The organism is Spirosoma aureum, assembly GCF_011604685.1.
GTDB lineage: Bacteria > Bacteroidota > Bacteroidia > Cytophagales > Spirosomataceae > Spirosoma > Spirosoma aureum.
On the sequence record NZ_CP050063.1, the window covers coordinates 3,436,666 to 3,449,056 of the forward strand.

The following is a 12,391-nucleotide window of genomic DNA, read 5'->3' on the forward strand; positions in this document are numbered from 1 at the left end:
CTGTTTTTCTTTTAGTATCTTTTGTTCGTTTAACGAAAAATCGATATTAAATGGCGGCCCTTATTTCTCGTAGAACCTCCCTGCAAGCACTTTCTTTGGCCGTTGGCGGAGCACTCGTTCAACCAGCAGAATTGGTTGCCGATCGTGCGCCTAAAGCAAAAAAACTGGGTATTGCACTCGTAGGGCTCGGTAATTATGCCACGAATCAGCTGGCTCCGGCCCTGCTCGAAACCCAGAATTGTTACCTTGCCGGTATTGTAACGGGGTCGCCCGAAAAGGCTAAATCGTGGGCGGCTACCTACAACATTCCGGAAAAGAACATCTACAACTACCAGACATTCGATCAGATTCGGGATAATCCAGCCATCGATATTGTCTATGTCGTTTTGCCTAATTTTCTGCATGCCGAATATACGATTCGGGCTGCCCAGGCGGGTAAACATGTCATTTGTGAGAAACCAATGGCCATGAACGCGGCCGAAGCCAGGCAGATGATTACGGCCTGTGAGAAAGCCGGGGTTCAGCTATCGGTCGGTTATCGGCTTTATTTTGAACCGCACCATCTGGAGATGCGCCGGTTGGCAACCGAGAAAACATTTGGTCGTGTAAAGGTGATTGAATCGGGACTGGGGTTTACTGTACCGGGACCAAATTCCTGGCGACTTGACAAGAAAATCGGTGGGGGTGGAGCTATTATGGACCTGGGCGTTTATGCGATCCAGGGTGCTCGCCGAACACTCAATGCCGACCCAATCAGCGTGACAGCTCAGGCATTTACATTCGATAAGGAGCATTTCAAGGATATTTACGAGACTGTGTTCTGGCAGTTTGAATTTCCGAATGGCACGGTAGCCCATTCCAGCACGACCTATTCGTCGTACGTAGATAGACTTTACGTTACCTGCGAACGTGGCTGGTTTAAACTTGAACCGTCTTTCAATGCAACGGGGGCGCAGGGAATCACCAGCAAAGGGGCGATGGATGTACCCTCACCCCGTTTCCAGCAAACAGCCCAAATGGATGCCTTTATTCAGTCAATTCAGAACAAAACAAAACCGGAAGCATCGGGCGAAGAAGGTTGGAAAGATATCAAGCTAATCGGTGCTATATTACAAGCTGCCGATACCGGCCGAAAAATAACCATCGACTGGCGGGTCTGATAGCTAGTTAAGAAGACGTTTTTGGGGATAACGTGACCATTGCGAATTCGCCCGATTCACTGGAAACGATAGAGTCATAACTGGGAAACGAAGGGTTATTCTGATAGGCTTCTAGTGAGGGTATGACTTCTGAACAGACAATGGATTAAAGATTCTGTGTTTCGAAAATCTCTTGAATCCGGCTAATTTCATGGGCATAGATCGTTTTCTTCCGTGTACCGAAGTAAAGCGTGTTTTCAATTACGTTCTGCCCCGCCCAAACCAGTTTAACTTTACCAGCCTCAATTTCATCCCGGCATAAAAAATCAGGAATAATTGAAAAGCCTACGCCATCGCTCAGGCACCGTACAATGGAGCATATATTAGGAACAATGTAGTTGGGTTTAAAATCGGGGTGTTTGAAAAAATTCTGATGCCAGAATTTTTTCAGGTTGTCCATATCGGCAGCTGTACTATACCACACCTGCTTTTTTAACCAGGCTTCGGCTTCACCAAATGCTTTTTTTTCGAGAAGATCACTCAACGCGTCGGTATTCGATTTCGCTCCTCCGATCAGGACAATTCGCTCTTTAGAAAAAGGACGATAATCCAGATTGGCCTGTATGCCTTTTTGTGGAGTGATAATTAAGTCGAGTAACCCTTTGTCGAGGTCCTGTTGCATAGCAGGGTAGTCGCCAAACTTGATAATAACATTAAAAGGCAGGGTGGCCAAATGCGGTTCCAGTGTAAACTGAAAGGTTTCAAAGCACATACCGATGCTAATGGTTGCCTTATCGGTTTTTGAGCTTTTTTGAAACTGCTGTTCAGCGGCTTCCAACTTATTTATAGGTTCTACAATATAATTATACATCACCTTTCCCCGCTCTGTGGGGACCATTTTTCGCGCGGCCCGGTCAAATAACTTATAGCCCGTATGGGCTTCGAGCGAATTTAGATGCAAGCTTACTCCAGGTTGCGAAATATACAGAACCTGAGCCGCGGCTGTCAGTGAGCCGGTTTCATAGATAGCCTTAAACGTACGAAACCATTCCAGGTTGATCACCATATCTATTAGTATTATGATGCAAAGCTACTAGTTGTGTTATTTTTATGATACTTTTTGCGCCTTTAATTTTGTAGCCAGAATTCCGGTAGCAGGTTTTTAACTTAGTTACCCGGAGCAAAAAACTTAGTAAAGAAGAAGGATATGAAAACGGTTTTTGTCATCAACGGCGGTCAAAAGTTTGCTCACTCGGGTGGGGCATTTAATGAAACACTAACAGGCTGGACACTGGATTTCCTGCGGCAACACCCTGAATTTGACGTAAAAGTTACCAACATCAACGATGAATACGATCCATTTGAGGAAGTCAAAAAATATGTCTGGGCTGATATTGTGATTTATCATACACCGGTCTGGTGGTTCCAGTTACCTTACCGGATGAAAGAATATCTTGACCGTGTATTTACGGCTGGCCATCAGCAGGGAATTTATACCAGTGATGGACGGTCGCGTAAAAACCCAGCTGTAAACTATGGTACTGGTGGTACACTTCATGGTCGGCACTACATGCTTACCACAAGCTGGAATGCTCCTAAAGAAGCATTTACACTACCAGGCGAATTTTTTAATCAAAAAAGTGTGGATGAAGGAGTCATGTTCGGTTTTCATCGAATGAATGCGTTCACGGGTATGGAGCCGCTGGAAAGTATTCACTTTCACGACGTTGAAAAAAATGTGAATATCGCTCGGGATAAACTGCTTTATAGGGCTCATCTGGAGAAAGTACTAATAGGCCAGTCCGTTGTTGCTATATAGACAATTGCATCACGTGTCTGGATTCCGTAACCTGGCTAACACCCAACTAAACTAAGGCTTTTCCAAATTCTAGTTTATACCTACTAGTGCTCGCTCGGCCCATTTAAACCGTATCGGTTTAAATGGGCCGAGCGAGCACTAGATTTATGGTTCGTTGACGGGGATTGATGAGCAGGAATTTGTGGCGATTTTATGGGTTAGAGAGTAAAGGTTTCCGGTAAATTGATTTATAGGTAGAAAGCCTTCAGTTGAAGTAAAAATCAGTACCTGTCAATGCAAGACAAAAAATCAACCCGTTTACTCTTCCTTCTAATCGTTTCCCTGCTGATACAGGGAATACACGCTCAGTCACTGCGACCACCTGCTTACCCGCTCGTGACGCACGATCCCTACTTTAGCGTCTGGAGTACCACCGATAAACTTACGGATTCGCCAACGCGTCACTGGACTGGTAAACCACAGTCGCTCGAAGGAATGATTCGGGTCGATGGAAAAGTATACCAGTTTCTGGGAGCTGTTCCAACCACCTACGCGCCAATTCTGCCGACTGCCGAACTGAAGCCTTATACCGCTTTATACACAACGACGAAACCCGGCGACGGTTGGGAAAAGCCCGGCTTCAATGCCAGCAACTGGACTTCGGCACCGGGTCCTTTCGGCGATACACCCGAAGCGAGAACCCGCTGGACAAACAGCGAATCCATGAAAGATGGAATCTACATCCGGCGCGAGTTTACCTATGATGGCAAGGCTGATCCGGCCAATTTGCTGTTGTCGATCAACCACGATGACGATGTGGAGGTGTATCTGAATGGCACCAAAATTTTAGCCAAACCGGGCTATATCAACGAATACGTAAACCTGCCCCTCTCGGCTGAAGGACAAAAGGCTTTACATACTGGTAAAAACGTGCTGGCCATTCACTGCGTCAGTCCACGGGGTGGGTCGTTTATTGATGTAGGCATTGTCAATCCCATTAAATCTTCTGCCGTATCGGCGGCCACGCAAACGGCGGTAACGGTCTCGGCTACCCAAACCGAATACACCTTTACTGCCGGGCCAGTCGGGCTGACCGTTAATTTTTTGTCGCCACTACTGCTCGACGAACTCGATGTAGCTTCCCGGCCCGTAACGTACGTAACATTCAATGCGCAATCGAGCGACGATAAACCGCATTCAGTGCAGATTTTGTTTACTGAATCGGCTACAATGGCTACCAACACTGCTGGACAGAATGTTCTGGCAAAAGCTGGCCAGGCTCCAGGGTTATCGTATCAAACAGTAGGCACACAGGATCAGCAGGTACTGGTCAAAAAAGGTGATAACGTTCGTATTGATTGGGGCTATGCCTATCTGGCAGTGCCGCAGCCATCGGCTGGCAGCCGTACCGGATCGGGGAAAGTAGCCGATCTCAAGCAGTTTTTCTTCGACAAAGGCCAGCTTTCGGCAGCCGTAAAGACTGCCGCCGAACCGGCGCAGACAATGGCCGTTGCTGCCGTGCTTGATTTGGGTAGCGTGACCAAACCGGTTGCCCGACATTTGATGCTGGCTTACGATGATCTATACTCGGTTCAGTACTTTCAGCAGAATCTGCGGGCATGGTGGAATCGCGATGGCAAAACAACAATGCCCGATTTACTGCAAACGGCGGAGAAGGACTATACGCGGCTTCGGCAAAAGTGTACGTCCTTTGATGCCAAAGTACGTGCTGATGCTGAAAAAGCGGGTGGTAAAGAATATGCCGATTTGTGCGTTCTGGCGTACCGGCAGGCCATTTCTGCCCATAAAATTGTAGCTGGCCCAAAAAGTGCAGGAAAGGATGCACCTGTCCTGTTCTTCTCGAAAGAGAACTTTTCGAATGGGTCAATCGGAACAGTAGACGTAACCTATCCGTCGGCTCCTTTATTTCTCCTCTACAACAATGAGTTGGCTAAGGGTCTGCTCCGTTTTATCTTCGATTATAGTGAGTCAGGCCGGTGGAAAAAGGATTTTCCGGCTCATGACGTAGGCACCTATCCGCTGGCAAATGGGCAAACGTATGGCGAAGATATGCCCGTAGAGGAAGCCGGAAATATGATGATTTTGACGGCTGCCGTTGCCCATGTCGACGGCAAGCCTGATTTCGCTCGTGAGCACTGGCCAACCCTGACCAAATGGGTTGGTTTTTTGAAACGCGATGGATTCGATCCGACCAATCAGCTCTGTACCGATGATTTTGCCGGTCACCTGGCCCGTAATGCCAACTTATCCGCAAAGGCCATTGTCGGCATTGCCTGTTATGGTAAACTTGCCCGGATGATGGGTGATCAGAAAACGGCCGATGAGCATTTTGCACTGGCTCGCGAGTTGGCTCGAAAGTGGATGCAACTCGATGCGGATGGCGATCATTATGCGCTTACGTTCGACAAAACTGCCGGAAGCTGGAGCCAGAAGTATAACATTGTCTGGGATAGATTGCTTGATTTGAACGTATTTCCGGAGGAGGTAGCCAAAAAAGAGATTGCGTTTTATCTCAACCATCAGAATACATACGGACTGCCGCTGGACAGTCGGAAAACCTACACAAAATCGGACTGGATCATGTGGACCGCAACCCTGGCCGATTCAGATGCCGATTTTCAAGCCTTAATTAAGCCAGTCTGGAAGTTTGCCAACGAAACGCCAAGCCGTGTGCCGCTCACCGACTGGCACGAAACTACAAACGCCAAACAGGTTGGTTTTCAGGCTCGGTCGGTCGTGGGGGGATACTACATTAAATTGCTACAGAAGCAGATGAAAAAATAGAAATGGGTCCGTCGGTGCGCCAGCAAAAAATACCCGGTCATGCTAATGCACCGGCGGACTCATCTTTACAATCAATACGTTCCCTTATACCGGTGATCGTTGCGCTTTTGCCGGATAGGGTGAAGCGGAATTTGCAACCCGCCCGTCGATTCGAGCCAGTCGAATACCTGATTGCGCATGTCCTGGGCAATTTTTTGATGCTCTGAACTACGAATCAGGTTGTTAACTTCCTGCGGGTCGCTCTGTAAATCATATAGTTCATTCGCATCCCAGACACCGTGGTTGAAAATGTACTTATACCGGCCCGTTCTGACACCGAACATGGTGGGTGTTTGCGGAAAATCTGCTTCCCAATAATACTCGTAGAAAGCCCGGTCGCGCCAGGGAATAGTTTGGCCTTTAAGCAATGGCAAAAATGAATTCCCCTGCATCTGCGCTGGTTTAGCAAGACCTGCATACGCCATTAAAGTAGGGGCAATATCTACATTCTGAATGACCTGATCCAGTTTTGTGCCGGGTTTGATGATGTCGGTACAACGTATCAGCAGCGGCACCCGCATCGATTCTTCATACATGTGTCGCTTGTCGATCAGGCCGTGTTCGCCGAAACTGAAACCGTTGTCACCCATGTAAACGATCAGGGTATTTTCTAACTGATTGTTCGCTTCCAGCCACTTTAGTACGCGTCCAACGCTGTCGTCTACGCCCATAAGTGTTTCACAATATTGCCGGTAAAAATCATTGAAGCCAATTTGCCCGTCGTACATATAATCGACCCCATGCCAGCTATACCGTTGATTTTTCACCCAGGCAGGCATGTCGGCCATGTTAACTTTTAATGCACCCGTTTCCGGACTTTGAGTCAGCGGTTTCGGCCCCCAGATTTTACTGGTATCTGTGGCCGTAAAATACATGCTCTGCGGGTAGTTGATAGGAATGTTGCGGTACATACCCCGGTGACGTTTGGCGGGCTGAAATTCGGCATGAACCGCTTTATGCGAAAGATAGAGGCAGAACGGTTTGTTCTTGTCGAGCGAACTGAGCCACTTCAGGGCATAATCGGTCAGTAAATCGCTGGTGTAGCTGCTGTCGGCATAACTGACCTGTTTTCCATTGATGTTGAAGGTCGGGTTATAATAAACGCCCTGCCCTTTAAAGCTGAGCCAATAATCGAAACCGGGCTGGGGAGCATCGTCGGTATTGCCCATATGCCATTTACCCAGAAATGCCGTTTTATAACCTGCCTGTTTCAGGTAGTGCGGGAAGAATTTCAGGCCCGGCGTTAATGCCGCAAAGTTGTCGACCACCTTGTGTGTATGCGCATACTGTCCTGTCAGAATACTGGCCCGGCTGGGCGAACAAAGGGCGGTACTTACAAACGCATTCCGAACATGAGCCCCTTCGCTGGCCAGCCGATCGAGGTTCGGCGTTTTCAATCCGGCAACTTTACCCGTAAACCCCATGAAATCGTAGCGATGGTCATCGGCCAGAATGTAAATAATATTTTTGGGTCGGGCCGCGTTCGGTCGGGCCGCGCTCGGTCGGGTGGGAGGATTGTCAAACTGGGGGCGAAATGAGGTCAGTATGCCTATAAAGACAAGCGTACTAAACCCACTTAATAGAAAGTACTTCATTCGTTTTTAACGTAATTTGATTTAGGTATTGGCTAGGTGAAATCAACCATTTCATTGTCAAATCATGAAATGGTTGATTTCGCAAGCTGTTAAAAGGCTAAAGCTGTTTAAACTTTTTAAAATAGTGGCGACTGGATTAGCTTAATGTTGACACAAAAAGAAACGTTTAAACAGCTTCAATTTATAAATTCTGCCTTTTCAATTCGCTGACGGCAAAATTGGCCGCTCGGGCTGTTAGGGCCATAAACGTGAGCGATGGGTTTTGACAGGCTACAGAAGCAAACGAAGCTCCGTCGGTAACGAACACATTCTTAGCTGCCCAAAGCTGATTGTGGGCGTTAAGCATCGACGTTATGGGATCGCGGCCCATTCGAACGCCACCCGTTTCATGAACAGCCAGGCCGGGTATCGAATGGTTATCGTACGTCGTGATATTTTTCAGCCCAGACGCTTCGAGCATTTCGGCGGCATCGTTCATCATGTCCTGACGCATACGCTCTTCATTTTCACGGAATTTCACGTCGAATATGATCGTAGGTAACCCCCACTTGTCAGGCCGATTATGATTCAGCGTAATCGTGTTGTCTTCATAGGGTAAACATTCACCGAAGCCCATGATGCCCATTGTCCACGGACCCGGCTGAGTCGCCCTTTCCTTCAGTGCTGCTCCGAAATTACCCTCAACACTGGATGCTTCCGCAATCAGTCGCTGCCAGCCGGAACGGGAAGCTCCGCCCTGATAGCCAAAGCCTCGCAGGTACGTACGCTTGTCGGTTCCGATATTCCGATAGCGGGGGATGTAGATGCCATTCGCCCGACGTCCATAGTAGTATTTGTCATCGAACCCCAAACCATCGGCCTGTGCATTAGCCCCTACCTGAAAATGGTGGTCCATGATGTATTTACCTAAGGTGCCGCTATCATTGCCGAATCCATTTGGAAAACGGCCTGAAACCGAGTTAAGTAGAATGAAATTCGTGGCCATGGCCGACGCATTCAGAAAGATAATCCGGGCGTAATACTCGGTTGTCTGATTCGTTTTGGAGTCGATAACCCGAACGCCGGTAGCTTTCCCTTTTTTCTCGTCAAACAACACTTCCGATACAATACTATCCGTCCGAACCGTGAGCCGATCGGTTTTGCGGGCGGCTGGCAACGTTGCAGAAAGTGAACTGAAATAGCCACCATACGGGCAGCCTCTGGCGCACTGATTTCGGTACTGGCAGGGAGCGCGGCCGACCGAGGTATGGATCGGATTGGCTTTCGACAGATTGGCGGTTCGGCCAATCGTCATCACGCGATTCATTTTGGTTTTCAATTTCCCGCGAACGTGCTCCTCTACGCAGTTCAAATCCATAGGCGGCAAAAACTCACCGTCGGGCAATTGTGCCAACCCCTCCTTATTGCCTGAAATACCGGCGAATGGTTCGACGTAGCTATACCAGGGAGCCAGATCCTTATACCGAATTGGCCAGTCGGTACCGTAGCCATCGCGGGCGTTAGCCTCGAAATCCATCTCGCTAAACCGATAGCTCTGCCGCCCCCACATAATCGACTTACCACCCAGTGTGTCAGGACGATACCAGAGAAAAGGGTGTATTTCTTTGTATGGTGCGTTTCGATTATCGAATACAAAATGGCCATTTTGTTCATTATAGCCAAGAACCCGAAAATCAGGAGCTGGGTTGTCTTTTGGTAAAATCGTACGATCGCGATGGGCAAACTCCCAGGGAGCCTTCAGGGCGGTATCGTAGCCCGTAATGTGCTGAAGGTCGCGCCCTCGTTCGAGCATCAGTACCCGCAACCCTTTCTGGGTGAGTTCTTTCGCGGCCCAGCCACCACTAATGCCCGAACCAACCACAATGGCATCGAACGTATTATTGAGTTGTGCTTTAAGATTAAGGTTCATAAAGGGTTCAGTAATCGCTAGTCGTGCTCAGGAACTGGCACAGCTAAAGCTAGTCTTTTTGTGAAACGGTTTACGTACTAAAAAGCCGATGCTGGACGATTATACCTACCCGAAAAACTGATGAGGCTGTTTTAACTTTCCATACAAGTCTCGTGCTGTCGTCAGGCCGAACTTGTTTCGGCCTGACATTGAATCCACCGAATCTCTTCCGAATAGAACGATTAAACAAGTCCAAAGTAAAGCCGCTTTTGTCAACGATAGTAGTGGCGAAAATAATTTAGAAAACATCCACTACTTATTTAGTGTCAAGTAGTTTTGCCAGCCCGATGCGAAGTCCTTCTGGTCCGCGGATATACATACAGAGCGAATATTGTGAATTTAATGATGCATAGGTTTGTCTAGGGTTTTCCCTAATTTTCTATAAAATTGGGTTTTCACTATTCTATAGCTGGCCTACTTAGTCCTACTTTTGCTAAACAAAATTCTATTTGTAGCGAGAGGCAAGCATCCAATTGAACTTTTAGCCGATTGGCTATTTATAAAGCCTTAACCGATAACTGTTTTGCTGCACCTTCTTGCTGATAAAGATTACATGATACGAGTTCTAATAGCTGACGACCACAATGTCTTTGTCGAAGGGATCGAGTCGCTTATTTCAGGATCGCCGGATATCAAAGTGACTGAACGGTGCTACACAGTCCAGTCGGTTGTTGAGCGGTTGGCCCAGGTGTCAATCGATGTTGTTTTACTGGATATTTCCTTTCCGCAGATTGAAGATGGTCTTGGCCTATGTGAACATATAACGCGCACCTACCCAAAAACGAAAGTTGTAGCACTAACCATGCACGACGATGCCAGCCTGATCAAACGGGTCGTAAAGAAGGGGGCAAAAGGCTACTTATTGAAGAATACAACCAAAACAGAGTTACTACAGGCAATCCAGACGGTTCATCACGAGAAGCAATATTTTAATGAAACCATTATGCATATTCTGCTGAACGAAGGACCTAAAAACCGAAAGTCGACTGCGGGTGTGGGCGTTAAACCAAACCTGACACCCCGTGAATCGGAAGTACTTATCCTGATTGCACAAGGCCTGACAACCCAGCAAATGGCTACCCAGTTATTTGTGAGTGCAAAGGCTGTTGAATTTCATCGAAGCAGCCTGCTGATGAAGTTTGGCGTTCCTAATACGGCCTTGTTGATCAAGACCGCTATGGAAATGCAATATATTGATTGATAGACGCCTGGTTAAACTGTTTTCCCTGATGAGGTCATATTCTACGTATTCTGTATTGCCTGCCTGGTGGATTTCAGTCCTGTTGCTCCTTGGGGTAACTGGCTGGTTCCAGCCGGTGATGGCTGTATCGGAACCAGCGTCGATCGATAGCCTGAAAAGGCAGATCAGGCAACTGGTTCAGGATAAAAAATACGATCAGGTCGCCAAATCATACGATCATCTGGGCTGGCTTTATCATCAGCGGTATGGCTATAACAAATACACGATGGACTCCTATTTCAGCGGGCTAAACTATTACGGCCTGATGGGTGATTCGGTAGGGTACTACAACGAGTATATTGTTATCGGTGATTATTACACGCACGATTATTTCATGCAGGCCTATGCGGAAAAATACCTGCAAAAAGCGCAACAGTTTTTTGAACGAACGCATAACATACCCAAAGTCATCGAGTGTCGATTGGGATTTGCCAATATTGCTCAGAAAAAAGACCCACTGCCGAATGACTTGTTCACGCAATTACGGGAAACCGAACGGTTGAGCGCCCAGTATAAGCAGGCGTATTCGCAGGCCTATGCGCTGAATCTGCTGGCAAATACGTATTCACGGGTTAAGAAGCCAGATTCTGCTTACTACTTTGCCAATAAGAGCCTGTCTATAGCCCGGAATCTAAAAACGAACTGGCTGATTGCCCTGAATCACTTCTATTTAGGCCTTGTCAAGCAGTTCAAAAATCAGTCGAAAGAAGCGATTGACGAATACCAGCAGAGTTTTAAACTCGCAGAAGCTGAAAATAACCTGTCGATGGTGCGGGAGTTATCCAGGCATACCGCCGATAGTTACTTCCGGATGGGTGATTATAAAAATGCCTATGCCGCATCATTAAAGACACTCGACTTCACGAATCAGTTCTATTCGTCCGAACAAACGAAAAGTATTCGATTGCAGGAACTCGACAACCAGATCAAAACATTGGCGGTAGAAAAACAACTGGTCGAGGAGAAGAGCCGCAACCAGCATGTACTTAATTCAATGTTGGCTATTGGTTTGGTTATTAGTGTATTAGGTGTTTGTGCGTTGGTCTACCTTCGCCGTCAGCAGAAGTTGATTGCGCATCAACAAACCGTTATTGCCCAGCAGCAGATTCGTCAGCTCGAACTAAAGTCATTGCGGGCCATGATCGAAGGACAGGAGGGCGAACGGAGCCGAATTGCCCGCGACCTGCACGATGGCCTGGGAATTCAGTTGTCGCGTATAAAGTTATTTGTTGAAGCGCATCAGGAACAATTACCCTTATCCGTAAAAGAACCGTTAAACCAGTTTTTAGATGAAGCCTGTACCGAAACCCGCCTGATTTCCAATGATCTCCGGCCCTATGCATTATCCACCTTTGGATTCATTCCTGCCCTGGAAGATCTGGTTCAAAAGTTAAACCTTGTCAATCAGACGAAACTGATTCTGGAACATTACGGCGAGGTTCCGGCTCTGGGCGATGAGGCTTCTGTGATGATCTACAGGGTTGTTCAGGAGTTACTGAATAATGCGTTGAAACATGCTCATGCTCAGGTGGTTACTGTGCAGATTATGGCCAGTGACGAAACCACCTTGATCAGTGTCGATGACGACGGACAGGGAGCCGATTTTGAAAAAAAGCCATCAAAAGGCAATGGTATTGCCAACATCAACTCACGAATTGCTTACCTCGGTGGGCAGGTTATGTGGCAGAGCGAAGCCGGGAAAGGAACCTCTGTCATGATCTCGCTGCCAATGCAAAAACAACTCCAAACAACAACCGCAATTAGCTAGATCGTCAGGCTAACTGGCTGCTCATTAGACATGGGATAGTCAAAAACGCCTACTATTTC

General features: G+C 47.5%; 8 protein-coding genes. 5 read left to right on the plus strand and 3 right to left on the minus strand.

All coding sequences use genetic code 11. The features are described from left to right. The first annotated feature begins 50 nt into the window (after positions 1 to 50). Positions 51 to 1,160 (plus strand): Gfo/Idh/MocA family protein, encoded by a 1,110-nt coding sequence (locus G8759_RS13515; protein WP_167208781.1) that lies wholly within the window; start codon positions 51 to 53, stop codon positions 1,158 to 1,160. Between the two features lie 145 nt (positions 1,161 to 1,305). Here G8759_RS13515 and G8759_RS13520 read toward each other — a convergent pair whose 3' ends face one another. Further along, positions 1,306 to 2,205, minus strand: coding sequence for a LysR family transcriptional regulator (locus G8759_RS13520; protein ID WP_167208783.1), 900 nt, complete (start codon positions 2,203 to 2,205; stop codon positions 1,306 to 1,308). 141 nt (positions 2,206 to 2,346) lie between these two features. Between G8759_RS13520 and G8759_RS13525 the strand changes: the two genes are divergently transcribed. Further along, a complete protein-coding gene (locus tag G8759_RS13525) occupies positions 2,347 to 2,958 on the plus strand; it encodes an NAD(P)H-dependent oxidoreductase (RefSeq protein WP_167208785.1) in 612 nt (203 codons plus the stop codon). Positions 2,959 to 3,231: 273 nt separating this feature from the next. Continuing rightward, the gene (locus G8759_RS13530; protein WP_167208787.1) at positions 3,232 to 5,742 is read left to right on the plus strand and encodes a glutaminase family protein; all 2,511 of its coding nucleotides are present in this window, start codon (positions 3,232 to 3,234) and stop codon (positions 5,740 to 5,742) included. A 71-nt stretch (positions 5,743 to 5,813) separates the two neighbouring features. Here the strand turns inward: G8759_RS13530 and G8759_RS13535 are convergent, their stop codons facing one another. Then, positions 5,814 to 7,376 carry a sulfatase family protein gene (locus G8759_RS13535; RefSeq protein WP_167208789.1) on the minus strand — a complete coding sequence of 521 codons (1,563 nt, stop codon included), beginning with the start codon at positions 7,374 to 7,376 and terminating at the stop codon, positions 5,814 to 5,816. A 181-nt stretch (positions 7,377 to 7,557) separates the two neighbouring features. Continuing rightward, the gene (locus tag G8759_RS13540; RefSeq protein ID WP_167208791.1) at positions 7,558 to 9,285 is read right to left on the minus strand and encodes a GMC oxidoreductase; all 1,728 of its coding nucleotides are present in this window, start codon (positions 9,283 to 9,285) and stop codon (positions 7,558 to 7,560) included. Positions 9,286 to 9,877: 592 nt separating this feature from the next. Between G8759_RS13540 and G8759_RS13545 the strand changes: the two genes are divergently transcribed. Beyond that, a complete protein-coding gene (locus tag G8759_RS13545) occupies positions 9,878 to 10,525 on the plus strand; it encodes a response regulator transcription factor (protein ID WP_167208793.1) in 648 nt (215 codons plus the stop codon). Positions 10,526 to 10,553: 28 nt separating this feature from the next. Next, entirely contained in the window at positions 10,554 to 12,332 is a 1,779-nt protein-coding gene (locus G8759_RS13550; protein ID WP_167208795.1) for a tetratricopeptide repeat-containing sensor histidine kinase, read from the plus strand. Positions 12,333 to 12,391 lie beyond the last annotated feature (59 nt).

Bases quoted from the DNA above. Each gene is read 5' to 3' on its own strand.
- G8759_RS13515 (WP_167208781.1), top strand. From the start codon at position 51: ATGGCGGCCCTTATTTCTCGTAGAACCTCCCTGCAAGCACTTTCTTTG.
- G8759_RS13520 (WP_167208783.1), bottom strand. From the start codon at position 2,205: ATGGTGATCAACCTGGAATGGTTTCGTACGTTTAAGGCTATCTATGAA.
- G8759_RS13525 (WP_167208785.1), top strand. From the start codon at position 2,347: ATGAAAACGGTTTTTGTCATCAACGGCGGTCAAAAGTTTGCTCACTCG.
- G8759_RS13530 (WP_167208787.1), top strand. From the start codon at position 3,232: ATGCAAGACAAAAAATCAACCCGTTTACTCTTCCTTCTAATCGTTTCC.
- G8759_RS13535 (WP_167208789.1), bottom strand. From the start codon at position 7,376: ATGAAGTACTTTCTATTAAGTGGGTTTAGTACGCTTGTCTTTATAGGC.
- G8759_RS13540 (WP_167208791.1), bottom strand. From the start codon at position 9,285: ATGAACCTTAATCTTAAAGCACAACTCAATAATACGTTCGATGCCATT.
- G8759_RS13545 (WP_167208793.1), top strand. From the start codon at position 9,878: ATGATACGAGTTCTAATAGCTGACGACCACAATGTCTTTGTCGAAGGG.
- G8759_RS13550 (WP_167208795.1), top strand. From the start codon at position 10,554: ATGAGGTCATATTCTACGTATTCTGTATTGCCTGCCTGGTGGATTTCA.